At 67.2% G+C, this 23923-nt stretch carries 17 protein-coding genes; 10 read left to right on the top strand and 7 right to left on the bottom strand.

The window, feature by feature from the left end; translation table 11 throughout:
* Window positions 1–10 precede the first annotated feature (10 nt).
* Both RH91_RS09715 and RH91_RS09710 read left to right on the top strand, forming a co-directional pair.
* A complete protein-coding gene (locus tag RH91_RS09715) occupies window positions 11–1162 on the top strand; it encodes a glycosyltransferase (protein WP_010162521.1) in 1152 nt (383 codons plus the stop codon).
* Between the two features lie 137 nt (window positions 1163–1299).
* Window positions 1300–2814: a lipopolysaccharide biosynthesis protein gene (locus RH91_RS09710; protein WP_010162520.1), complete on the top strand. Its 1515-nt coding sequence runs from the start codon at window positions 1300–1302 to the stop codon at window positions 2812–2814.
* 10 nt (window positions 2815–2824) lie between these two features.
* Here RH91_RS09710 and RH91_RS09705 read toward each other — a convergent pair whose 3' ends face one another.
* Window positions 2825–5452 (bottom strand): sensor histidine kinase, encoded by a 2628-nt coding sequence (locus tag RH91_RS09705; protein ID WP_010162519.1) that lies wholly within the window; start codon window positions 5450–5452, stop codon window positions 2825–2827.
* A gap of 507 nt (window positions 5453–5959) precedes the next feature.
* Here RH91_RS09705 and RH91_RS09700 point away from each other — a divergent pair.
* From RH91_RS09700 to xylA, 8 genes are all read left to right on the top strand, one after another.
* Window positions 5960–6061 (top strand): potassium-transporting ATPase subunit F, encoded by a 102-nt coding sequence (locus RH91_RS09700; RefSeq protein ID WP_010162518.1) that lies wholly within the window; start codon window positions 5960–5962, stop codon window positions 6059–6061.
* 13 nt (window positions 6062–6074) lie between these two features.
* Window positions 6075–7778, top strand: a complete 1704-nt coding sequence (gene kdpA / locus RH91_RS09695; protein WP_010162517.1) for a potassium-transporting ATPase subunit KdpA — start codon at window positions 6075–6077, stop codon at window positions 7776–7778.
* An 11-nt stretch (window positions 7779–7789) separates the two neighbouring features.
* Window positions 7790–9811, top strand: a complete 2022-nt coding sequence (kdpB, locus tag RH91_RS09690) for a potassium-transporting ATPase subunit KdpB (RefSeq protein ID WP_029623747.1) — start codon at window positions 7790–7792, stop codon at window positions 9809–9811.
* An 11-nt stretch (window positions 9812–9822) separates the two neighbouring features.
* Window positions 9823–10410, top strand: a complete 588-nt coding sequence (gene kdpC, locus RH91_RS09685; RefSeq protein ID WP_010162515.1) for a potassium-transporting ATPase subunit KdpC — start codon at window positions 9823–9825, stop codon at window positions 10408–10410.
* 10 nt (window positions 10411–10420) lie between these two features.
* Window positions 10421–11113 carry a response regulator gene (locus RH91_RS09680; RefSeq protein ID WP_010162514.1) on the top strand — a complete coding sequence of 231 codons (693 nt, stop codon included), beginning with the start codon at window positions 10421–10423 and terminating at the stop codon, window positions 11111–11113.
* A 370-nt stretch (window positions 11114–11483) separates the two neighbouring features.
* A complete protein-coding gene (locus tag RH91_RS09675; protein ID WP_010162513.1) occupies window positions 11484–12590 on the top strand; it encodes a glycoside hydrolase family 43 protein in 1107 nt (368 codons plus the stop codon).
* An 8-nt stretch (window positions 12591–12598) separates the two neighbouring features.
* Window positions 12599–14053, top strand: coding sequence for a xylulokinase (gene xylB, locus RH91_RS09670; RefSeq protein ID WP_010162512.1), 1455 nt, complete (start codon window positions 12599–12601; stop codon window positions 14051–14053).
* A gap of 20 nt (window positions 14054–14073) precedes the next feature.
* Window positions 14074–15384 carry a xylose isomerase gene (gene xylA / locus RH91_RS09665; protein ID WP_010162511.1) on the top strand — a complete coding sequence of 437 codons (1311 nt, stop codon included), beginning with the start codon at window positions 14074–14076 and terminating at the stop codon, window positions 15382–15384.
* Window positions 15385–15559: 175 nt separating this feature from the next.
* On the opposite strand, the gene RH91_RS09660 is transcribed toward xylA, so the two are convergent.
* The 6 genes from RH91_RS09660 to RH91_RS09635 form a co-directional block, all read right to left on the bottom strand.
* Window positions 15560–16492: a 50S ribosomal protein L11 methyltransferase gene (locus RH91_RS09660; RefSeq protein WP_010162510.1), complete on the bottom strand. Its 933-nt coding sequence runs from the start codon at window positions 16490–16492 to the stop codon at window positions 15560–15562.
* Between the two features lie 173 nt (window positions 16493–16665).
* A complete protein-coding gene (locus RH91_RS09655) occupies window positions 16666–17874 on the bottom strand; it encodes an ABC transporter permease (protein ID WP_010162509.1) in 1209 nt (402 codons plus the stop codon).
* A gap of 187 nt (window positions 17875–18061) precedes the next feature.
* On the bottom strand, window positions 18062–18874 hold the full coding sequence (locus RH91_RS09650) for an ABC transporter ATP-binding protein (protein ID WP_010162508.1): 813 nt from the start codon (window positions 18872–18874) through the stop codon (window positions 18062–18064).
* Window positions 18807–20210: an efflux RND transporter periplasmic adaptor subunit gene (locus RH91_RS09645; RefSeq protein WP_010162507.1), complete on the bottom strand. Its 1404-nt coding sequence runs from the start codon at window positions 20208–20210 to the stop codon at window positions 18807–18809. The genes RH91_RS09650 and RH91_RS09645 overlap by 68 nt, the downstream gene beginning before the upstream one ends.
* Complete coding sequence (locus RH91_RS09640) at window positions 20211–21692, bottom strand: efflux transporter outer membrane subunit (protein ID WP_010162506.1); 1482 nt, start codon at window positions 21690–21692, stop codon at window positions 20211–20213.
* Window positions 21693–21769: 77 nt separating this feature from the next.
* Window positions 21770–23851, bottom strand: a complete 2082-nt coding sequence (locus tag RH91_RS09635) for an acetyl-CoA carboxylase biotin carboxylase subunit (protein ID WP_232283577.1) — start codon at window positions 23849–23851, stop codon at window positions 21770–21772.
* Between the last annotated feature and the right edge of the window lie 72 nt (window positions 23852–23923).

The following is a 23923-nucleotide window of genomic DNA, read 5'->3' as shown; positions in this document are numbered from 1 at the left end:
CTGTCATCCCATGCTGGACTCCGACCTTGCGGCACGGCTAGGTCTCGCGCAGCATATGGGGGCCGGGGTGCGCGTAGCGATCATTCATTACTGGCTCGTCCAGATGTGTGGAGGGGAACGCGTTCTCGAGCATCTTTGCCGGATGTACCCCGATGCCGATATCTTCACGCATGTCGTAGATCGTAGCGCCATCTCCGCGACGATCCTGAAGCACAAGATATTTCAGACCTTTATTGCGCGACTGCCGTTTGCGACACGCCACTATCAGAAGTATTTGCCGCTGATGCCCCGCGCGCTCGAGGCGCTTGACCTGAGCGCTTACGATCTGGTGATCAGCTGTGAAGCCGGACCCGCGAAAGGGATCATCACGCGCCCCGACGCGGTCCACGTCACCTATTGCCACTCGCCGATGCGCTATCTGTGGGATCAATACGCCCAATATCATGCCGACGGGGGCGCGGCGGCCCGTCTGCTGATGCCATTGTTCGCGCCATCGCTGCGAATGTGGGACACGGTCAGCGCGGCACGGCCAGACCGTATCATGGCGAACAGCGACTATATCCGGCGACGGATCGCCAAGAGCTGGGGGCGCGCGGCCACCGTCGTCTACCCGCCGGTCGATACGCGACTTTTCGCCCCCGCCCCGTATGCGACCGACGAATATCTCTGGGTCGGCCAACTGGTCCCGTACAAACGCCCCGACCTGGCGATCGACGCGTTCAACCAGAGTGGCCGGAAACTGCACGTCATTGGCGATGGCGCGATGCTGGCATCGCTGCAGGCAAGGGCCGGACCGTCGATCCGCTTTACGCGGCGCATGGGGTTCTCCGCGTTGCGCGACGCCTATGCCGGCGCCCGCGCGCTGGTATTCACCGCGGAGGAGGATTTCGGGCTGATCCCCGTCGAGGTCATGGCTTCCGGCCGCCCGGTCATCGCCTTCGCCCGCGGCGGCGCGGTCGAAACGGTCGTTGCCGAGGAAACCGGCGTGTTCTTTGCCGAAAAGTCGGTCGAGGCATTGCTCGAGGCGCTCGACCGGTTCGAGAGCTGGCTGCCAGCCTTCGATCCGGCCCGGGCGGTCGCGCGCGCGCGCACGTTCAGTCCGGATCGGTTTCGGACGGACTTTTCCGCCGTCGTTGCCGCCGCCTGGCAGGACCGTGGCTAGCGCATGACGACCAACGCTTCCGCCATGCCTCCCGGCCACGACGTAGCCGCGCGACGGGCGCAACCCGCGTTGCCGACCTTCCCCGGAAAAGACCCGCGAGCGGTGCTGCGCCCTCCTCTGCCTTCCGGCAAAACGCGATGACCGAGCGGCCGCAGGATCTGGCAGGCCGGACGCTGTCCGGCGCGGCATGGCTGATCGCGTCCAAGCTCGGCACCCGCTCGATCGACTTCGTCGGTCTTCTGTTGCTCGCCAACCTCTTGCTGCCCGCCGATTTCGGGATGGTCGCCGTCGCGCTCACGCTGGTGCAGATCGTCGAGGCGATCTTCGAGATCCCGATCACGCAAGTGCTTGTCCGGTCGGACGCGATCACGCCCGATCTGCTCGACACCGCCTTCACGATCGGTCTGATCCGCGGTGGCGTGCTGACGTTGATCCTCGCCGCGCTCGCCTGGCCGTTCGCGCTTCTCTATCATGAGCCACGCCTGGTACCGCTGATCTGCTTCCTCAGTATCGCGCCGACGGTGCGCGGGCTGATGAGCCCGGCAATGGCGCATTACGCGCGCGCGATCGACTTTCGCCGCGACCTGCTGATCGAGGTGATCGGCAAGATCGTCGCGCTCGGATGCGCGGTCCCGCTCGCCATTATGACACGGAGCTATTGGGCGCTCGCGACCGCAACGGTCGCAGCGCCGGTCGCAACGATGGCACTGACCTATTGGTTCGCGCCCTACCGCCCCCGGTGGTCGCTCGCGCGCTGGAGCGTGTTTTCGCATTTCGTCGGATGGATGACCGCGTCCCAGACGATCGGCGCGCTCAACTGGCAGATCGACCGGCTGATGCTGGCGCGATTTGTCGGGAAGGCGGAACTCGGCAGCTTCTCGCTGGCTGGTGACCTTGCCGCCATCCCGGACCAGGCGATGATCAAGCCAATCACGCGGCCTCTGCTCGGCGCCTTTGCCGCCCTGCAAGGGGACGCGCAGCGACTCAGCCGCGCCTATGCGCGGTCGGTCGGGATGATGCTGACGACGGGCCTGCCGATTGTATTGGGGCTGAGCCTGTTGGCCGAACCCGTCGTCCGGCTTGCCCTCGGGCCGAAATGGCAAGCGTGCTGGCCGATGCTGCAATGGCTCGCCCTGCCGTTGATACCGGCCCTGATCACCGCGCCGTTGGTCTCGCTCGCCATGACGACGGGCCGGACCGAAATCACCTTGCACCGCAACGTGGTGGAACTCGTGCTGAAGATCCCGTTGGTTTTCGTGGGCGCCTATTATTACGGAACGTACGGCCTGATTGCAGGACGGGTGATCAGTGCGGTCCTGATGCTCGCCGTCTGTAGCTGGCTTGTCAGGCGGCTGATCGGGCTGTCGATCGTCGATCAGCTTCTCGGCACATGGCGTCCGCTGGGTGCGGGCATGGTGATGGTGCTGACACTGTTCGCGCTTCGCCCGGTTTTGCACGATCTTCGCGGCATTCCGCTAGCCATCGGGCTCGCCGCCTGTGGTGGGACGGCGCTGGCGTGCTACCTGGCGACGCTGTTCGCCTTGTGGCGCGCACACGACCGTCCGCCCGGCATCGAAACGATGATCGTCGATCGGATCAGTCAGTTGCGCAGGCGGTTCGGGCCTTTCGCCGGATCACGCCCGGCGCACTAGCCGCAGCGGATCAGCGCAACCGGAAGCACAGGCTGAACACCGCGCCCCCCTCGGGATCGTTATGCGCGGCGATCCCCACGCCCATCGCCTCGGCAAAACCCTTGGCGATCGCCAGGCCGAGACCGCTCCCGCCATGCCGGTCGCCACCACGCCCCTGCGCGAACGTCTCGAACACCTGCGCTTCCGACCCCGGGTGCAACCCCGGCCCGTGATCGCGCACCGACAGCGTCACTTCGTCGCGCACCCGCCGCCCGCCGATCTCGATCGCGCCCGCACCGCCGTGGACCGCGGCATTGGCAAGCAGGTTGATCAGGATGTGATGAAGCAGCGTCGGGTCCGCCTGTACCAGCGGCAGGTCGGGGGGCACGCGCAGGTCGATCCGGCTGCCGTGGAGCAAGGTCTTGAGGTCATGCACCGCGCTTGCCACCGCGTCGGTCAGGTCGGTCGCCTCGGGCGCGAGCTTGAGCGCGCCCGAATCGATCCGCACCATGTCGACCAGATTGTCGAGGAACCGCCGCAACCGTGCGACTTCGCTTCGCGCGACGGGCACGGTGGGCGCATCGGGATGATCCCGCGCGATCGCGTCGATCGCTGCCGCCACCGACGTCAGCGGCGTGCGCAGATCGTGCCCGATCGAGGACAACAACGCCGCGCGCAGCCGGTCGCGTTCGCGCAGCACCGAGACTTCGCGGACCTGGTCCTCGAGCTTCAACCGTTCGTGCGCGAGCGCCGCCTGCCCGAGCAGCGTCGCCAGCAATACCGCGCGCCCCGCGCCAACTGGATCGCCGCCATCATGTGCCGACAGGCCGACCACCGCGAGCACGCCGAGCGATGTCTTGAGCGGCTGAAACTGCCAGTCGGACGACACCAATGTTCCCGTTCCTGCGCCGGTCGCCTCGCCCTTGCTCCAGCACCAGTCGGCGGCGGCGCGGTCGACCGGACCGAAGGTCGGCATCTCCTCGCTCGACCATGCGATACATTCGAGCTGCCCGTCACGATCGTCGAGCACGATCACCGACAGGCCAAGCAGCCGCGCCATCTCGCTGCTGACGGTGCGACTGGTCGCCTCCCAGTCCGACACGCGCGCGAGCGCCTGCCCGAACGCGGCGACCGCGGCATTCTCCTGCGCGCCGCGTACCCCCAGCGTCGCGCGAATCTTGAGGCGGCCGGTCAGGTTGGCGGTAAAGGTCGCGATACCGATCAGCACGAACATCGTCAGCAGGCTTTGCGGGTCCGCGATTGTGAAGGTGTAGAGCGGGGGCAGGAACAGGAAGTTATACGTCAGCCCCGCAAGCAGTCCGGTCGTCACCCCCGGCCACAGACCGAACCGCCCCGAGGCGATGATGACGGGCAGCAGGAAGATCAGGTCGATTCCGCCGACGCCGATCACCGGCTCGACCAGCTTGGCGAACGCGGCGGTGAGCGCAACCAGCGCGAAGACCGCCGCGGATTTGACCGCGAGCCCCCATTCGGCGCGGATCGCCAGCGTGCGCTGGCGCGGCGGCGCGGTTCCGGCGGGGATGACGTGGATCGCGAGCCCGTCGGTCCCCGCAAGCATCGCCTCCACCACCGACCCGTGGCGCAGCGTGAACCACCAGCTGCGCATCGATTTGCCGATGACGAGCTGGGTCGCGCGCATTTCTTCGATCTGCGCGCGCAGGCCGCTCGCGACATTCTCGGCCGGGATCGTCGCTATGGTCGCGCCGAGGCTGGCCGCGAGGCTCAGCGTGTCGGCGATCTGGCGGCGCTGCGCATCGCCGAAGCTTTCGGTGCGCGGGGTCTCGATCGAGACCGCCTGCCACGGCGCTTTGAGCGCGTCGGCGAGCCGCTTGGCGGCGCGAACCAGCGTTTCCGATCCGGGCAGTTCGCTGACCGCGACCAGCACGCGCTCCCCCCCGGCATAGGTCCCGCCGACCGCGTGGGTGTCGAGATGCTCGAGCATCGCCTGGTCGACGCTCTGCGCCGCACGGCGCAGCGCCATTTCTCGCAAAGCGGACAGGTTCGCCTTGGAAAAGAAGCGGTCGAGCGCGCGGGTCGCCTCGGCGGGGATATAGACCTTGCCCGCCTTCAGTCGCTCGATCAGCTCGTCGGGCGGCAAATCGACTACTTCGACCTCGGCATCGTCGAACACGCTGTCGGGGACGGTCTCGCGGACGCGGACGCGGGTGAAGCTTGCGACGACGTCGTTGAGGCTCTCGACATGCTGGACGTTGAGCGTGGTGTACACGTCGATCCCCGCGTCGAGCAGTTCCATCACGTCCTGCCAGCGTTTGGGGTGACGGCTGCCCGCGACGTTGGTGTGCGCGAATTCGTCGACCAGCGCGAGTTGGGGGCCGCGCGCGAGCAAGCCGTCAATGTCCATCTCGTCGAGGCTGTGCCCCTGATAGGCGATCTGGCGGCGCGGGAGGATTTCGAGCGGCGCGACCAGCGCCTGCGTCTCGGCGCGGCCGTGCGTCTCGACGATCGCGATGACGACGTCGGTGCCCGATTTGAGGCGCTCGGCACCTTCGCGGAGCATTTCGAAGGTCTTGCCGACACCGGGGGCGGCGCCGAGGAAGATCTTGAGCTTGCCCCGCGCCTCGCGCTTCGCGGCGCGGAGAAGAGCGTCGGGCGATGGACGGTCGTCGGTTACCGGCATGCGGGGGCTTTCGGGTGTAGTCCCGTCATGCCGGGCTCGTCCCGGCATCCACCGCGCCGCGAACTCCGCAAGCGTTGGGCCTGGCCGGCGGTGGACCCCGGCACAGGGCCGGGGTGACGGGTAACGGTTGCGAAGCCACCCGCCCCTCCGTCATCCCCGCGGAGGCGGGGATCCATAAGGCAGCACCTCCGCACTACGGCCGGCCGGCGGAACCAATGGATTCCGGCGTTCGCGGGAATGACGGCAGGGGTACAACGGCAAATCACAGACAAAGCCTAGGCACCCCGCCCCCACAACGCCACCGCACACGCGCAAACCTTATGCATTCTTAATGCCCCGCCCGCGCCTTACCCGGCGCACCTTAATGCACACCGCGCCTATCTCGCGCCTCAGAAGCCGCCATTCGGGGCGGAGTCGCCGGGAAAGGCCCCAACATGCCCGATCTTCTCTGGCTCGCCATTCTTGGCGGGCTGTTTCTGCTGACCCTCGCCTTCGTCCGCCTGTGTGATGAAGCCTGAGATGTCGCTGCACCTCGCGCTCGCCGGGCTGACCGCGGTCGGCCTCCTCCTGTATCTCGTCGCCGTGCTCGTCCGGCCCGAGCGGTTCTGAAGGACCTGCATCGATGACCATTCAGGGATGGGCGCTGATCGCGCTCTTTGTCGCCATTCTGGCGGCGATCGCCAAGCCGATGGGGATGTGGCTGTTCGCGCTCTACGAGGGGCGGCGCACCCCGCTCCACGTCGTGTTCGGCCCCGTCGAGACCGGCTTCTACAAGCTCGCCGGAATCGACCCGACCGTCGAGCAGGGCTGGCGTCGGTACGCGGTCCACATGTTGCTGTTCCAGCTCGTCACCGTGCTGCTGACCTACGCCGTGCTGCGGCTCCAGGCGTTCCTGCCGCTCGACCAGCGCGGGTTTGCCGGCGTCGGGCCGGACGGCGCGATGAACACCGCGATCTCGTTCGTCAGCAACACCAACTGGCAGTGGTATTCGGGCGAGGCGGTGATGTCGAACCTGAGCCAGATGCTCGGGCTGACGATTCACAATTTCCTTAGCGCCGCCACCGGCATCGCGGTCGCCTTCGCCTTGTTCCGCGGCTTTGCGCGGCGCGAGATGAAGACGATCGGCAATTTCTGGGCCGATCTGACGCGCGTCACGCTCTACGTGCTGCTCCCGATCTGCGTCGTCTATGCGCTGTTCCTGATCGTCAGCGGCGTGCCGCAGACGCTCGCCATGTCGGTCGATGCGACGACGCTAGAAGGCGTCAAGCAGACGATCGCTCTGGGACCGGTCGCAAGCCAGGAAGCGATCAAGATGCTCGGCACCAACGGGGGGGGCTTCTTCAACGCCAATAGCGCGCATCCGTTCGAAAACCCGACCGCGGTCACCAACCTCGTCCAGATGCTGTCGATCTTTGCGATCGGCGTCGGGCTGACCTGGACCTTCGGCAAGGCGGTCGGCGATACACGCCAGGGCTGGGCGATCCTCGGCGCGATGACCGTGCTGTTCCTTGCCGGGATCACCGTCTGCTACTGGCAGGAAGCGCAGGGCAACCCGATCCTCCAGCACATCGGCGTCGCCGGTGGCAACATGGAGGGCAAGGAAGTCCGCTTCGGCACCGCCGCGTCCGCGCTGTTCGCGGTCGTCACCACCGCCGCCTCGTGCGGCGCGGTCAACGCGATGCACGACAGCTTCACGCCGCTCGGCGGGATGATCCCGCTGTTCAACATGCAGCTCGGCGAGATCGTCATCGGCGGCGTCGGCGCTGGCGTCTATGGCTTCCTGCTGTTCGCGATCCTCGCGGTGTTCGTCGCGGGGCTGATGGTCGGGCGCACCCCCGAATATGTCGGCAAGAAGATCGAAGCCCGCGAGGTCAAGCTCGCGGTCCTCGCGATCGCGATCCTGCCGCTGTGCATTCTCGGGCTGACCTCGCTCAGCGCGGTGATGCCCGACGGGCTCGCGGGGCCGCTCAACAAGGGGCCGCATGGCTTTGCGGAGATCCTCTACGCCTTCACCTCGGCGACCGCGAACAACGGCTCCGCCTTTGCAGGTCTTTCCGCCGGCACGCCCTGGTACAACGGGATGCTGTCGGTCGCGATGTGGTTCGGGCGGTTCTTCATCATCGTGCCGGTGCTCGCGATCGCGGGCAGCCTTGCCGCCAAGAAGCACATTCCCGCCGGCGCGGGCTCGTTCCCGACCACGGGCGGGCTGTGGATCGGGTTGCTCGTCGGGATCATCCTGATCCTCGGCGGCCTCACCTTCCTGCCCAGCCTCGCCCTCGGCCCGATCGCTGATCATCTCGCGATGATCAACGGCCAGCTTTTCTGAAGGTCCTGACAATGGCAACCGCATCCTCCATGTTCTCGGCGAAGCTGGTCGTCCCGGCGATCGGCGACTCGTTCAAGAAGCTCGACCCCCGCCAGCTGGTGAAGAACCCCGTGCTCTTCACCACGGCAGTGGTCGCGCTCCTCCTCACCGTCCTGCTGGCGATGGGGGGCGAGCCGCTCGCCGCCTCGTTCCAGATCCAGCTGATCGTCTGGCTGTGGCTGACGGTGCTGTTCGGCACCTTCGCCGAAGCCCTTGCCGAAGGGCGCGGCCGGGCGCAGGCGGCAAGCCTCCGCGCGACCAAGTCCGAACTCAAGGCGAAGAAGCTGATCGACGTTGCTGGCGCGTGGGAACTCGTCCCCGCCACGCAACTCGCCAAGGGTGACAAGGTCCTGGTCGAGACGGGCGACCTGATCCCCGCGGACGGCGAAGTCATCGTCGGCGTCGCCTCGGTCAACGAGGCGGCGATCACCGGCGAGAGCGCGCCGGTCATCCGCGAGGCGGGCGGCGACCGTTCCGCGGTGACCGCGGGCACGCGCGTTATCTCCGACCAGATCACGGTGCAGATCACCGCGGAACCCGGCCAGGGCTTCCTCGACCGGATGATCGCGCTGGTCGAAGGCGCCGAACGCCAGAAGACCCCCAACGAGATCGCGCTGACGATCCTGCTCGTCGGCCTGACGATCATCTTCCTGATCGCGGTCGCGACGATCCCGGGCTTCGCTAACTACGCCGGTGGCGGAATTTCGGTTGCGGTGCTGGCCGCGCTGCTCATCACGCTGATCCCGACGACGATCGCGGCGCTGCTGTCGGCCATCGGCATTGCCGGGATGGACCGGCTGGTCCGCTTCAACGTGCTCGCCAAGTCGGGCCGCGCGGTCGAGGCGGCGGGCGATATCGACGTCCTGCTGCTCGACAAGACCGGGACGATCACGATCGGCGACCGCCAGGCAAGCGAATTCCGCGCGCTCGCCGGGATCGACGTCGCGACGCTCGCCGAAGCCGCGATGACCGCGAGCCTTGCCGACGAGACGCCCGAGGGCCGCTCGATCGTCGTGCTGGCACGCGAGCAGTTCCACCAGAACGCAGTGCTCCCGGCCGATGCCGAGATCATCCCGTTCACCGCGCAGACCCGCGCGTCGGGGGTCAAGATCGGTCAGGTCACGGTGCTCAAGGGCGCGGTCGATTCGATCCTCAAGACGCTGCCTTCGGACGCGGCTGGCGCGGTCGAGCTCAAGCGCATCACCGACGAGATCGCGCGCGGCGGTATGACTCCGCTCGCGGTGCTGCGCGACGGGCGGCTGCTCGGGGCGGTCGCGCTCAAGGACGTGGTCAAGGCAGGTGTCCGCGAACGCTTCGTCGAGCTGCGCCGGATGGGGATCCGCACGGTGATGATCACCGGCGACAACCCGCTCACCGCGGCCGCGATCGCTGCGGAGGCCGGCGTCGACGATTTCCTCGCCGAAGCCACGCCTGAGGACAAGCTCGCGCTGATCCGCAAGGAACAGCAGGGCGGCAAGCTCGTCGCGATGTGCGGGGACGGCACCAACGACGCCCCTGCCCTTGCACAGGCCGATGTCGGCGTGGCGATGAACACCGGCACGCAGGCCGCGCGCGAGGCGGGCAACATGGTCGACCTCGACAGCGATCCGACCAAGCTGATCGAGATCGTGGGCCTGGGCAAACAGTTGCTGATGACGCGCGGGGCGCTGACGACCTTCTCGGTCGCCAATGACGTCGCCAAGTATTTCGCGATCATCCCGGCGATGTTCGTCGTGCTCTATCCGGGGCTTGGCGTGCTCAACGTGATGGGGCTGTCGAGCCCGAACAGCGCGATCCTGTCGGCAATCATCTTCAACGCGCTGATCATCCCGCTGCTCGTCCCGCTCGCGCTCAAGGGCGTCAAATACACACCGATGGGCGCCGGGCCGCTGCTCGCACGCAACCTCGCGGTCTACGGCCTCGGCGGCCTGATCGCGCCGTTCATCGGGATCAAGCTGATCGACCTCGTGGTCGCCGGCCTCCACCTCGCCTGAGGATCTGAACCATGCTTACCGATCTCAAATCCGCCCTGCGTCCAGCGATCGTCCTGACGCTCCTGTTCGCGCTCCTGCTCGGCCTCGTCTACCCGCTCGCGCTCACCGGCCTCGGCCAGGTGATCGCGCCGGGGGCGGCCAACGGCAGCCTCCTCCGCGACGCGAAGGGGACCGTGATCGGCTCCGCGCTGATCGGCCAGGGCTTTGCCGGGCCTAGCTATTTCCACGGTCGCCCGTCGGCGGCCGGCAAGGGGTATGACGCGACCGCTTCGTCGGGCTCGAACCTTGGTCCCACCAGCAAGGCGCTGGTCGACCGGGTCAAGACCGACATGGCCGCGGCACAAGTTACGGCACCAGGTTCTACTGTTCCCGCCGATCTGGTGACGGCCTCCGCCTCGGGGCTCGATCCCCATATCAGCCCCGAGGCGGCTTTTTATCAAACTGCGCGCGTCGCCAGGGCGCGCGGGATCGACGAGGCGCGCGTTCGCCAGTTGGTCGCGCAGACGGCGGAAACCCCGCTGCTCGGGTTCCTGGGCGAACCGCGGGTCAACGTGCTCGCGCTCAACCTTGCGCTCGACCGGATGAGCAAGCGGCCGTAACAGGCGTCTCATGCCCGCCCATAAAGTCCTGATCGTCGAAGACGACGCGCACATCCGCCGGTTGCTGCGCGTCGCCCTCGAACGCGCGGGGCACACCGTGTCCGAAGCGAGCACCGCACGCGAGGGGTTGTCGCTGGTCGACATCGCCAAGCCCGACGCGGTGCTGCTCGACCTCGGCCTGCCCGACCGCGACGGGCTGGAGATGATCCAGCTGATCAAGGCGCGCTCGCAGGCGACGGTGCTGGTCGTCTCGGCGCGCGACGAGACGGCTGAGAAGGTCGCCGCGCTCGATCTCGGCGCGGACGATTATCTGATCAAGCCGTTCGACACCGAGGAATTGCTCGCGCGGTTGCGCACCGCCTTCCGGCATCGGCTGGCGACACAGGCGGAGCGAGTCAACGTGACCGCGGGGGACGTCGAGATCGATCTCGAACATCGCCGGGTCCGGCGCGGGGGCGAGGTCGTGCACTTGCCGCCCAAGGAATATGACGTGCTCGCCGAGCTTGCGAAGCGGCCCGACCGCGTGATCGGCCATGCGCAATTGCTGCGTACCGTCTGGGGGCCGGCGCATGAAAGCCATGTCGATTACCTGCGCATCGTGATCCGCGGGTTGCGGCAAAAGCTCGAGCAGGATGCGGCGGTGCCGCGGTTGCTGATCAACGAGCCGGGGGTCGGGTATCGGCTCGCGACGGGGGAGCGGTAGGCGACTTTCCCTCCACTGCGTCATGGCTTCGGGCGCCGCCGCTCCATGATCCCCGCCTCCGCGAAACCCCTGGCGGGGGCGTCCAACAGGTCGATCATCACCGCGCCCCCCCCAATTCTGCCGTCATGCTGAACTCGTTTCAGCATCCACCGCGCAACAAGCCCGGGCCCCACTCGCGGAGGGCTGGATCCTGAAACAAGTTCAGGATGACGGAAGAGTTAGAGAACGCCCGCCTGCAAGGGGACCTTTAAGCGAGGATGGTACGGGGCGACGACACGCCCCACACGTCGAAACTCCTTGTCGAACCCGTCTGGTAGCGCTAACTTTCCCTCAACACGCGCCAACGAGCGCGAGATTCGGGAGATCCAGGATGAAGAAGGGCATGTATCTGGCCGCACTGTGCGGCCTTGGCGGCGCAGGCCTCGCCACCGCATTGATCGCGCAGGCTCACCCCGCGCAAACCGGTCAGACGGACGCCAAGCGCTTCCTGTCGCAGCCGCTGGTCAAGTCGATCTACACCGCCGATCCCTCGGCGCATGTCTTCGGCGGCAAGATCTACGTCTATCCGAGCCACGACGTCCCGACCGACATCCCCGACGACGATCTCGGCAACGAATATGCAATGCACGATTACCGCATCCTGAAGATGGACCGGATCGGCGCGCCGGTCACGGTCGGCCCGGTCGCGCTCGACGTGAAGCAGGTCCCCTGGGCGTCGCAGCAGATGTGGGCACCCGATGCTGCCTACAAGAACGGCACCTATTATCTGTACTTCCCGGCGCGCGACAAGACCAAGGACAAGAACGGCCTCGGCAAGTTCATGATCGGCGTGGCGACCTCGAAGAGCCCGATGGGTCCGTTCAAGGCCGATCCCAAGCCGATCGCGGGCGCGTTCTCGATGGACCCCGCAGTCTTCACCGACGCGGACGGCAAGAGCTACATGTATTTCGGCGGCATCTGGGGCGGGCAGCTTCAGCGCTGGAAGAACGGGACGTTCGACCCCAACGGCAGCGATACCGATCTGTTGCAGGACGGCCAGCCCGCGCTGACCGGCAAGGTCGCGCGGATGAACCCCGACATGAAGAGCCTCGCCGAAACGCCGCGCGACGCGGTGATCCTCGACGCAAACGGCAAGCCGATCCTCGGCGCCGACCATGAGAAGCGCTTCTTCGAAGCGTCGTGGATGTTCAAGCGTGGCGGGCAATATTATTACACCTACTCGACCGGCGACACGCACTTCCTCAATTATGCGACCGGCACGAACCCGTACGGCCCGTTCACCTATCGCGGGCATATCATGAACCCGGTGCAGGGCTGGACGACGCATCACTCGATCATCCAGACCGGCGGCAAATGGTGGCTGTTCTATGCGGACACGCAGCTGAGCAACAAGAACCACCTGCGCAACGTCAAGGTGACCGAGCTGACCTTCAACACCGACGGGACGATCAAGACGATCGACCCCCTGCTCAAGTAAGGCCGCGAATGTTCCTCGGAATCGATATCGGCACGTCGGGCGTCAAGGCCGTCGTCCTCGACACGCATGGCGTGGTCGTCGGCCAGGGCGTCGCGGCGCTCACCGTTCAGCGGCCCCAGCCCTTGTGGTCCGAACAGGACCCCGAGGACTGGTGGAAGGCGACGACCGCCGCGGTCCTTGCGATCGACCCGGAGGTTCGCCGGTCGGTGCGCGGGATCGGGCTTGCCGGGCAGATGCACGGCGCGACCCTGCTCGGCGCGGACGATAAACCTTTGCGCCCCGCGATCCTGTGGAACGACGGGCGCTCCTTCGCCGAATGCGCGGCGCTGGAAGCGGCCACCGGAGAGTTCCGCACCGTCGGCGGCAACATCGTGATGCCGGGCTTCACCGCGCCCAAGCTCGAATGGGTCCGCCGCCACGAGCCCGAGATCTTCGCGCAGGTCGCGACCGTGCTGTTGCCCAAGGACTATGTCCGGCTGCGGATGACCGGCGAGAAGGCGTCCGACATGTCGGATTCGGCGGGCACGCTGTGGCTCGACGTCGCGGGCCGTCGCTGGAGCGAGACGCTGCTCGCCGCCTGCGGGCTGACCGAGGCGCAGATGCCGCGGCTGGTCGAGGGTACCGATGTCGCAGGCACGCTCCGCGCCAATATCGCCGAGGCGTGGGGCATGGCGCAGGTTCCGGTCGCGGGTGGCGCTGGCGACAATGCCGGCGGTGCTGCGGGTGTCGGGGTCGTCACCGATGGCAAGGCGTTGCTGTCGCTCGGTACCTCGGGCGTCATCTTCGTCGCCAATGACGCATTCCGCCCCAACCCGGCGCGCGCGGTCCATGCGTTCGCGCATTGCCTGCCCGACATGTGGCACCAGATGGCGGTCCACCTGAGTGCCGCCTCGTGCATCGACTGGGTCGCCCGCCTGACCGGCGCCGCCGGTGCCGCCGAGCTGTTCCAGCGCGCCGAGGCGGCGGGTGTCGCCAACGGTCCCGAGATTTTCCTCCCCTATCTCTCCGGCGAACGCACACCGCACAATGACGCGCAGGTCCGCGGCGCGTTCTTCGGGCTCGACAATGACACCGATCCCAACCGGCTCGCGCAGGCGGTTCTGGAAGGCGTCGCGTTCGCGCTGGCGGACGGGCTCGACGTGCTGCGCGAAGCGGGCACCGAGGTTGCCGAACTCGCGGTCATCGGCGGCGGCGCGCGCTCGCGCTACTGGGGCGAGACGCTTGCCGCCGCGATGGAGGTCCCGCTGGTGTATCTCCAGGGCGGCGAAGTCGGCCCCGCACTCGGCGCGGCCCGGCTCGCGCAGATCGCGGTCGACGGCGGGACCCCGGCTGAAGTCTGCGTCGCCCCACCCGTTTCGCACCGGATCACCCCCGATGCGGAATTGACCGCACGGCTTGCGCCCAAGAAGGCTGCGTTCCGCGCCGCCTACGCCCGCATCGCCCCCCTCACCGCATCCAACTGACTTTTCGAAGGAGCGCCCCAATGGCCAATGATTTCTTTGCCGACATCCCCCAGATCGCCTTCAAGGGCCCCGAGACCGACGACGAGCTCGCCTATCGCTATTACGACAAGGACCGGGTCGTCATGGGCAAGCGGATGGAAGACCATCTGCGCTTCGCCGCGTGCTTCTGGCACACCTTCTGCTGGCCGGGGTCGGACGTGTTCGGTGGCGGGACGTTCAACCGCCCGTGGCATGCCGGCGCGAACGATGCAGCCGCCGCCGCGCAGAAGCGCGAAGTCGCGTTCGACTTCTTTACCAAGCTCGACATCCCCTTCTACGCGTTCCACGACGTCGACGTGATGGCGGATGCCGCCAACATCACCGAACATCGCCGCAACTTCGCCGAAGCCGTCGATCATCTGGAGCGGCTGCAGGCCTCGTCGGGTCGCAAGCTGCTGTGGGGCACCGCCAACCTGTTCAGCCACCCGCGCTTCGCCGCCGGCGGCGCGACCAACCCCAACCCGGAAGTGTTCGCGTTCGGCGCGATGCAGGTCCGTGACGCGCTCGAAGCGACGCATCGCCTGGGTGGCCAGAACTACGTGCTGTGGGGCGGTCGCGAGGGCTATGAGACGCTGCTCAACACCGATCTCAAGCGCGAGCTCGACAATCTCGGGCGCTTCCTGTCGCTCGTCGTCGAGCACAAGCACAAGATCGGCTTCACCGGCACGATCCTGATCGAACCGAAGCCGTTCGAGCCGACCAAGCACCAGTATGATTTCGACACCGCGACGGTGTACGGCTTCCTCAAGCGCTACGGCCTCGAGAACGAGGTGAAGGTCAACATCGAGGCGAACCACGCGACCCTCGCCAGCCACACGTTCGAGCATGAGATCGCGACCGCGGCAGCGCTCGGCATCTTCGGCTCGATCGACGCCAACCGCGGCGATCCGCAGAATGGCTGGGATACCGACCAGTTCCCCAACTCGGTCGAGGAACTGACGCTCGCCAATCTCGAGATCATCCGCGCGGGTGGGTTCACCACCGGCGGGTTCAACTTCGACGCCAAGGTCCGCCGCCAGTCGATGGACGCGGTCGACCTGTTCCACGGCCATGTCGGCGCGATCGACGTCGTCGCGAAGGGCCTGCTCAATGCAGCGGCGCTGATCGAGGACGGTCGCCTCGATTCGATCAGGACCGAGCGGTACGCCGGTTGGGATGCGGACTTCGGCCAGAAGGTCGGTGGTCTCGATCTCGCGGGCATCGCGGATCTCGCAGTCGAGCACAGCATCGACCCGCAGCCGCGCTCTGGTCGCCAGGAGCGGATCGAGAATCTGATCAACCGCTTCATTTGATCGGGACGGGCCGCGCGCAGCAATGTGCGCGGCCCTCCTCCCGTCTCTCTTCCTCCCCGCTCGTTTCTTCCCTCCCCTCCCGTTCGTTTCGAGCGAAGTCGAGAAACCCGGCACCACGCAGGTTTCTCGACTTCGCTCGAAACGAACGGGGGGTGTCGTTAGGCTTTAGCGCCCCCTACAGATCCAGCGCCCAGCCATCCCGCCCCTTGGGATCGATCGGCTGCGTCGGCACATAGCGCTCGCTCCCCGCGCTCAGCCGCAGGATCGACCAGTCGCCACGACGATCGGTCTCCTCAAGCACACACCCGCACCCCGCAAACGCAGCGACCACGTCGGCGCGTTGCGTCTCGAGCAGCCCTGCCAGCACGATCGTCGCATGCGGCGCGGCGATGGCGGCAAGCTCGGGTGCCATCGAGACGAGCGGCCCCGCGAGAATATTCGCGATCACCAGATCATAGGGCGCGCGCGCGACGATCGTGTCGTCGAGCGTCCCGTCCGCGACGATCAGGTCGACCGCTTCGACGCCGTTCGTCTCGGCATTCTCCGCCGTCACCACGATCGCGCGCGGGTCGATGTCCGTCGCGACGATCTCCGCCTGCGGCCACAGATGCCGCGCCGCGAACGCAAGCAAGCCGGTGCCGGTGCCAATGTCTATGACGCGCGCGAAGGATTGCCCCTCCATCCGGTCGAGCATCGCCAGACACCCCGAGGTGGTCGCATGATGCCCCGTGCCGAACGCCTGCCCCGCCTCGATCAGGAACGCACGGCCGCCTGCGGGCACGTCGGCGGGATGCGCGCTGGTGTGGACGACGAACCGCCCCTCGGTGATCGGCTCGAGCCCTTGCTGGCTGAGCGTCACCCAATCCTCCTCGGGCAATACCTCGACCTGCGGCGTCACGCCCGCCGCGCTGGGGACGAGCGCGTGGATCGTGGCGATCGTCGCGGCATCAGGCTCGGCCTCGAGATAGGCGTCGAGCCGCCAATGCTCGCGATCGTCCTCCTCGAGTTCGGTCGTCATCAGCACGACGCCCTCGGCGATATCCTCGGCGGCGTCGATCGCCTCCGCTTCGGCGCGGGTGCAGGGGAGGCTCAGTTTCCAGCTGGTCATGCGGGTGTTCCTGCCCGCCCACGCACCGACGCGCAAGCGTCCTAAAAACCTGCTTCTCTTCGTGGCTTTGTGGCTTTGTGCGAGTCCTCCTGCCTTCTTCAGAAGAAGATTGGACTCGCACAAAGCCACAAAGCCACGAAGGCAGAAGGTTTCAGAGGTTGCGCTGCGCGCGGCTATTCGTGGCGGAGGGCGTCGATCGGGTTGAGCGCGGCGGCGCGGCGGGCGGGGAAATAGCCGAACACCACCCCGATCACCGCCGAGATCGCAAAGGCGATCATGTTGATCTGCGGATCGAACAGGAAATCGACCTTCATCACCCCCGCGAGCGACAGCACCGCAATCTGCGCGACGACCAGACCGATCAGTCCGCCGAGCATCGACAGCGCGATCGCCTCCACCAGGAACTGCAACAGCACCTCCCCCGCCACCGCGCCGATCGCGAGGCGGATGCCGATCTCGCGCGTACGCTCGGTCACCGAGACGAGCATGATGTTCATGATCCCGATCCCGCCGACGACGAGGCTGATCCCCGCCACCGCGGTGACGATCCCGGTCAGCAGCGTGGTCGATTGCGTCAGCGTCGCCGAAATCTGCGCGGTGTCGAAGATGTTGAAATCATCGTCCTTGCCGCCGTTGATGTTGCGCCGTTCGCGCAGCAGATCTTCGATCGAGGCCTGGACCGTCGCGCTCGAATAGGCCTGGTCGACCCCGACGAGCATCAGCTTGAGGTCGGTCGAACCGGTGAAGCGGCGTTGCACGGCCTTGAGCGGCATGATCACGACATCGTCCTGATCGCCGCCGAACCCGGCCTGCCCGCGCGCCGACAGCCGCCCGATCACGTCGCACGAAATCCCGCCGATCCGCATCCGCGTGCCGAGCGGGGAGCCGCCGCGATAGAGGTTGGTATTGACGGTATTGCCGATGATGCAGACCGACTTGCCCGCGGCTTCTTCGGCGGGCGTGAAGGTGCGCCCTTCGGTCAGCGGCCATGGCTGGACCTGGAAATAGGCGTTGGTCGTGCCGTTGAGCGTGGTCGACCAGTTCGCGCCCTCGTAGATCGCGGTCGCGGTGGTGCCCGCTTGGGCTGCGACCGCGGTGACGCCCGCGATCTGGTCGCGGATCGCGATCGCGTCCTGCGGCTTGAAATCGGGCGGACGCGGGCCGCCGCCGCCACGCCCGAAGCCCTGCCCCGGGCGGACCTGGAGAATGTTGGTGCCGAGCGACGAGATCGACTTCTGCACCGCGGCAGTCGTCGCCTTGCCGAGCGTGACCATCGTCACGACCGCGGCGACGCCGATGATGATGCCGAGCGTGGTGAGGAACGAGCGCAACTTGTGGCGCGCGATCGACCGCAGCGCGAGGAGGAGCGTGGTGCCGAGCATTATTGAAGCCCCTCCCCTTCAGGAGTGTCGGGTCGGCCATGCCCCCGGCATGGCCTGAAGGATGCGGGGCATCCTTCACCCGACACTGGGTTGGGGTGGGGCAGTGCAGCTAACACGGCATCGGAATGCTGCACGGCCCCACCCCAAACCCCTCCCCTGAAGGGGAGGGGCTTAATCGTTGCGCGGGTCATGCCGGTTCCTCCCCAGCACGATGCTGCGTATCGATCCGCTCCACCAGCCCGTCCTTGAAATGCACGATCGTCCGCGCGAACGCCGCCATGTCGGGTTCGTGCGTGACCATGATCACCGTGATCCCGCTGTCGCGGTTGAGCCCGGAAAGCAGCTCCATGATCTCGACCGAGCGTTCCGAATCGAGGTTCCCGGTCGGCTCGTCAGCCAGCAACACCGCCGGGCTGGTGACGATCGCGCGCGCGATCGCGACGCGCTGCTGCTGTCCGCCCGACAGTTCGGCGGGCGTATGGTCCCACCAGTTCGCGAGGCCCACCTTGTCGAGCGCCGCCATCGCCGCCGCGCGCCGCGCGGTCTTGGCGTCGCCGCGATACAGCAAGGGCAGCTCGACATTCTCGAGCGCCGTCGTCCGCGCGAGCAGGTTGAACCCCTGGAACACGAAGCCAAGATACTTGCGCCGCAACAACGCGCGCTGGTCGCGGTCGAGCGTCTCGACATGGACGCCCTTGAACGCGAACGTCCCGCCGGTCGGCACGTCGAGGCAGCCGAGGATGTTCATCGTGGTCGACTTGCCCGACCCGCTCGCGCCCATCACCGCGACGAAATCGCCCTGCGCGATGTCGAGATCGATCCCCTTGAGCGCAAGGAACGCGGTCGCGCCGTCGCCGTAGCGCTTGGTGACGTCGCGCAGCGAGATGATCGGCGCGACCGCGGCCGCCGCCGACACCGCCGGGGAGGCGGGATTACTGGCCACCGCCCTGCCCGCCCGACCGCCGCCGCTGACCGCTGCCGCCAGCCGACCCGCCCGCATCCTTCGCGAGCTGCCCGGTGATCACCTTATCACCGGGCTTGAGCGCGCCGCCAAGGACTTCGGTCATCGATCCGTTGCTCTCGCCGGTGGTGATGTCGACCGGCTTGGGCGTGCCCTCCGCGTCGAGCACATAAACCGTCTGCGCGCCGCCGCGCTTGACCGTCTCGCCCTTGCCGCTGTTCGCGCCGCCACGGCGACGCGGCCGCGGCACCAGCGCGCCCGCGATCCCGCTGCTGCCGCTGGATGCCCCCGTATCGGTCGGCTTGAAGCGCAGCGCGGCGTTGGGGACGAGCAGGACGTTGGGCTTGGCGGTGGTGACGATATCGGCGGTCGCGGTCATGCCCGGGCGAAGCTGGAGCCCGGCGTTGGCGACCGACAGCGTCGCGCTGTACGACACGACCTGCCCCGCGGTGGAGGTGGCGGTCGACGTGCTGCTCGATGTCGTCGACGCACTGAGATTAGACCCTAGGTCGACCCGCGTGATCGCCGCCGGAAAGGTCTTGCCGGGGAACGCATCGACCGTGAAGGTCGCGCTTTGCCCTTCCTTGACCGAACCGACATCGGCCTCGTCGATCGCCACCGCCAGCTTCATCCGGCTGAGATCCTCTGCGATGACGAACAGCGTCGGCGTGCTGAACGATGCGGCGACGGTCTGCCCGGGTTCGATCTGCCGCGCGAGCACGACGCCGTTGACCGGCGAGCGGACCACCGTCTTGACCAGCTGAGTCGCGTTGGAGGAGAGGGTCGCGCGCGCGGACACGACGTTCGCCTGCGCCGCGCGGACATTGGCGACCGCACGGTCCCGGTCGGCCCGCGCCTGGTCGAGTTCAGTTTTCGCAGGAACCCTCCCGCCCGACAGGCGGCTGACTTCCTGATAGCGCGACAGCGTCGCGGTGGACTGTGCCAAGGTTGCCTGATTCTGCGCGACCGTCGCGATCGCGGCGTCGAGCGCGGCCTGGCTCTGATTGACCGCATCCTGGAAACGCGAGGGGTCGACCAGCGCGAGCGGCTGGTTCTTGGTCACGCGGTCGTTGACGTCGACCACCACCTTGGTGACGAGCCCGGACAGTTCCGAACCGACCTGCACCTGATTGGTCGGCTGGAGCTTGCCGGTCGCGGAGACGCTGACCGAAAGCGCGCCCCGCTCCACCGCGGCTGTCGCATAATCGGGCTTGGCGGTCCCCGCAAAGCAACTCTTGAGCGTCAGCAGCAACAGGGCAACACCAATCGCGACGAGCACCCATTTGCCCCAGCGTTTCCACGCGGGGACAGGCTTGGTGCCGAGAAAGGCATCCAGATCGGGGCTGGCTGCGGCGGTCGGGGGCGTGCTGGCCATTTAGCGTTCCTGGCGGACGATGGGGTTGGACGCGGGGGGCGCGATCGTGGCGGTCGGGTCGGCGCTGCTGTCCCACCCGCCGCCGAGCGCGAGGAACAGCTGGACCAGCGCGGTCGCGCGGTCTGACTGCGCCTGGCTCAGCCCGTTGCGCGCGTTGAGCAGTGCGGTCTCGGTGGTATTGAGCGTGACGAAATCGGTCAGCCCCGCGCGATACTGGCTGCGCGACAGGATCGCGCTGGTGTTGGCGGCGTCGAGAGCGATCGTGAACTGTTCGGCGCGTCGCTTGGCTGAATCGAGCGCGACGACGGCATTCTCGACATCCTCGAGCCCCTGCAGCACGGTCGACTTGTACGCGGCGAACGCGCCATCCGCGGCGGCCTCGCTGCTGCGGACCTGCGAGCGCAGCCGCCCGCCGTTGAAAATCGCCTGCGTCAGCCCCGCGAACACCTGCCCCGCGACCGTCTGGAACAGATTGCCGAGCTTGGACGCGTCGGTCGACAGGCTCCCGCTGATCGCGAACGCCGGATAGAGTTGCGCCTTCGCCACGCCGATCTGCGCGGTGGTCGCGGCAAGCTGGCGCTCCGCCGCGCGGACGTCGGGGCGTTGGCGGAGCGTATCGAGCGGGACGCCGATCGCGACGCTGTCCGGCCCGGCCGGGATCGGCTGGGTCGCGGCGAGCTCGGCCTTGAGCGCGCCCGGCGCCTGCCCGGTCAGCACGCCGATCCGCGACACCGCGGCGTTGTAATTCTGCTCGATCGTCGGGATCGTCGCGGCGGTGGTCGCGCGCTGCGACCGCGCCTGCTCGGCATCGAGCGACGAGACCAGCCCGGCCTGAACACGAAACCCCGCGATCTCGAGATTGTCGTCCTGCACCCGGAGCGATGCGCGCGCATTGGCAAGCTGTGACTGATACAGCCGCGCGAGCATGTAGTTGCGCGCGGCCTCCGCCTCGGTCGAAAGCAGGACGGTCGCGAGATCATAGCCCGACGTCGCATATTGCGCGCGGCTCGCCTCGACCGTGCGGCGGATCTCGCCGAACAGCCCGACTTGATATTGCACGTCGGCGCCCAGCGAGAGCGTATCGCCCGATCCGCGCCCGGTGATGACGGTGGCGCCGCCCGGCAGCGTGGTGGTCCCCCCGACGATGCTCTGCGAGCGGGTATAGCCAGCCGAGCCATTGAGCGTCGGCAGCAACTGCGCGCGCGACTGGACGAGCGCCTCGCGCGCCTGCCGCAGCCGCGCGATCGCCTGCGCGATATCGAGGTTGTTGGTGCGCGCGCGTTCGACCACGCTGGTCAGCAGCGGATCGTTGAACTGCGTCCACCAGGCGGTCAGGTCGCCCCGCTCCTGCGCTGGAAGCGGGACCGAATAGGCATCCGGCACCCCCAGCGCAGCCGGAGAAGCGGGATGATAATTCGGCCCGACCGTACACGCCGCGATCGGCACCGTCAGCGAAAGCAACAGGATGGAACGATACCGCATACGTCCCATGTGGCTAACACACCGGGCGCGGTCCACCGAATTGTTGTCGCAATCTGTCGCGGCGGCGAATTGGCGTGTTATTCCATTTCGAGAATGACCGCATCGACCGCGAGGCTGTCGCCGGTCTTGGCGTTGACCGCCTTGACCGTTCCCCCCTTTTCGGCGCGCAGGATGTTCTCCATCTTCATCGCCTCGACCACCGCAAGCGGCTGCCCCGCCTCGACCTTGTCGCCGACCCCGACGTCGAGCCGCATCAGCAGCCCCGGCATCGGGCACAGCAGGAACTTCGACAGATCGGGCGGGATCTTGTCGATGAGATGCTGCGCGAACGGTGCGACATGCGCGGGCAGAACGCGCGCCTCGTGCGCGGCACCGCGCGTGGTGAGGCGGAAGCCGGCGCGCGTGCGGACAATCTTGACGCTGAGCTCGGTGTCGTCGATCTCGGCGTGCACCATCCGGTCGCCCGGCGTGTATTCCAGCGCGATGTCGAGATCGTCGCCGTCGACGGTGACGCCATCGGTAGAAATGTCGACGACGTGCGTCGCTTCGCCGATCTTGACCGACCACTGCGCCGGCGGACGCAACCGCTTGCCGAGCTGGCCGTCGATCCGGCGCGCACGATCCGCCTCGGCGGTCGCGGCGAAGGCGGCGATTGCGGACAGGTCGCGCAGCAGTTCGGCGGAGGCTGGCGCGCCGTGGAAGCCGTCGGGATATTCCTCGGCGATGAAGCCGGTGGTGATGTTGCCCGACCGGAACCGCGGATGCTGCATCAGCGCGGAGAGGAAATCGATGTTGTTGCCCGGCCCGGTGATCTCGAACGCGTCGAGCGCGGCGATCTGCTCGTCGATCGCTTCCTCGCGGGTGGGGGCCCAGGTGATGAGCTTGGCGATCATCGGATCGTAGAAGATGCTGACCTCGCCGCCTTCGCGCACGCCATCGTCAACACGGACGTAAGCGTCTCCTTCTCCTTCTTGCCCCTCCCCTTCAGGGGAGGGGTAGGGGGTGGGGGAAGTCTCACCGAGAGCAACGTCGGCAGAGTCCGCGGCACGGCCCCACCCCAACCCCTCCCCCGAGGGGGAGGGGCTAAGCGGCGTATAAGGCGTGCCCACACTCTCCGGCGGCTGATACCGCACCAGCCGCCCGGTGCTCGGCAGGAACCCGCGATACGGATCCTCCGCATAAACGCGGTTCTCGATCGCCCAGCCGTTGAGTTTCACGTCATCCTGCACAAACGGCAGCGCCTCGCCCGCCGCAACGCGGATCATCAGCTCGACCAGATCCAGCCCGGTCACCGCCTCGGTCACCGGATGCTCGACCTGGAGCCGGGTGTTCATCTCGAGGAAGTAGAACCCCTCCCCCGTCGTATCCGCGCCCGAGACGATCAGCTCGACCGTCCCCGCGGAATAATACCCCACGGCGCGCGCGAGCGCGACCGCCTGCTCGCCCATGCTTTTCCGCATCGTGGGCGTGACGAACGGCGACGGTGCTTCCTCGACCACCTTCTGGTGCCGACGCTGGATCGAGCATTCGCGCTCGCCGAGATAGACGATGTTGCCGTGCTGGTCGCCCATCACCTGGATTTCGATATGGCGCGGCGATTCGATGAACTTCTCGATGAACACGCGGTCGTCGCCGAAGCTCGCCAGCCCCTCGCGCTTGGTCGCCTCGAAGCCCTCGCGGACGTCCTGCTCGCTGTAGGCGAGCCGCATCCCCTTGCCGCCGCCGCCGGCCGACGCCTTCATCATCACCGGATAGCCGATGTCGGTCGCGATCTTCACCGCCTCCTCGGTATCGGCGATCTCGCCGAGGAACCCGGGGACGACGTTGACGCCCGCGGCCTTCGCCAATTTCTTGGACTCGATCTTGTCGCCCATCGCGGCGATCGCCTTGGGGGGCGGCCCGACGAAGGCGATCCCGGCATCGGCGCAGGCGCGCGCGAAGCTCTCGCGCTCGGACAGGAAGCCGTAACCCGGGTGGATACAGTCCGCGCCCGTCTCCTTGGCGGCGAGCAGGATCAGGTCGGCGAGCAGATAGCTCTCGCCCGCGGGCGGCGGCCCGAGCCGGACGCTCTCGTCCGCCATCAGCACGTGCGGCGCGCGCGCGTCGGCGTCGGAATAGACCGCGACCGTGGCGATCCCCATCTTCTTGGCGGTCCGCATGACGCGGCAGGCAATTTCGCCGCGGTTCGCGACCAGGATTTTCTTGAACACGCTAGCTTCTCCCCTCCCGCT

It is taken from the genome of Sphingomonas sp. PAMC 26617 (assembly GCF_000242835.1).
GTDB lineage: Bacteria > Pseudomonadota > Alphaproteobacteria > Sphingomonadales > Sphingomonadaceae > Sphingomonas.
Note: the sequence above shows the minus strand (reverse complement) of the source record. Positions and strands in the feature narration are given on the sequence as shown.

Coding starts and splice junctions, on each gene's coding strand:
- RH91_RS09715 (WP_010162521.1), top strand. CDS start 11: ATGCTGGACTCCGACCTTGCGGCACGGCTAGGTCTCGCGCAGCATATG.
- RH91_RS09710 (WP_010162520.1), top strand. CDS start 1,300: ATGACCGAGCGGCCGCAGGATCTGGCAGGCCGGACGCTGTCCGGCGCG.
- RH91_RS09705 (WP_010162519.1), bottom strand. CDS start 5,452: ATGCCGGTAACCGACGACCGTCCATCGCCCGACGCTCTTCTCCGCGCC.
- RH91_RS09700 (WP_010162518.1), top strand. CDS start 5,960: ATGAAGCCTGAGATGTCGCTGCACCTCGCGCTCGCCGGGCTGACCGCG.
- kdpA (WP_010162517.1), top strand. CDS start 6,075: ATGACCATTCAGGGATGGGCGCTGATCGCGCTCTTTGTCGCCATTCTG.
- kdpB (WP_029623747.1), top strand. CDS start 7,790: ATGGCAACCGCATCCTCCATGTTCTCGGCGAAGCTGGTCGTCCCGGCG.
- kdpC (WP_010162515.1), top strand. CDS start 9,823: ATGCTTACCGATCTCAAATCCGCCCTGCGTCCAGCGATCGTCCTGACG.
- RH91_RS09680 (WP_010162514.1), top strand. CDS start 10,421: ATGCCCGCCCATAAAGTCCTGATCGTCGAAGACGACGCGCACATCCGC.
- RH91_RS09675 (WP_010162513.1), top strand. CDS start 11,484: ATGAAGAAGGGCATGTATCTGGCCGCACTGTGCGGCCTTGGCGGCGCA.
- xylB (WP_010162512.1), top strand. CDS start 12,599: ATGTTCCTCGGAATCGATATCGGCACGTCGGGCGTCAAGGCCGTCGTC.
- xylA (WP_010162511.1), top strand. CDS start 14,074: ATGGCCAATGATTTCTTTGCCGACATCCCCCAGATCGCCTTCAAGGGC.
- RH91_RS09660 (WP_010162510.1), bottom strand. CDS start 16,492: ATGACCAGCTGGAAACTGAGCCTCCCCTGCACCCGCGCCGAAGCGGAG.
- RH91_RS09655 (WP_010162509.1), bottom strand. CDS start 17,874: ATGCTCGGCACCACGCTCCTCCTCGCGCTGCGGTCGATCGCGCGCCAC.
- RH91_RS09650 (WP_010162508.1), bottom strand. CDS start 18,874: ATGCGGGCGGGTCGGCTGGCGGCAGCGGTCAGCGGCGGCGGTCGGGCG.
- RH91_RS09645 (WP_010162507.1), bottom strand. CDS start 20,210: ATGGCCAGCACGCCCCCGACCGCCGCAGCCAGCCCCGATCTGGATGCC.
- RH91_RS09640 (WP_010162506.1), bottom strand. CDS start 21,692: ATGCGGTATCGTTCCATCCTGTTGCTTTCGCTGACGGTGCCGATCGCG.
- RH91_RS09635 (WP_232283577.1), bottom strand. CDS start 23,851: ATGCGGACCGCCAAGAAGATGGGGATCGCCACGGTCGCGGTCTATTCC.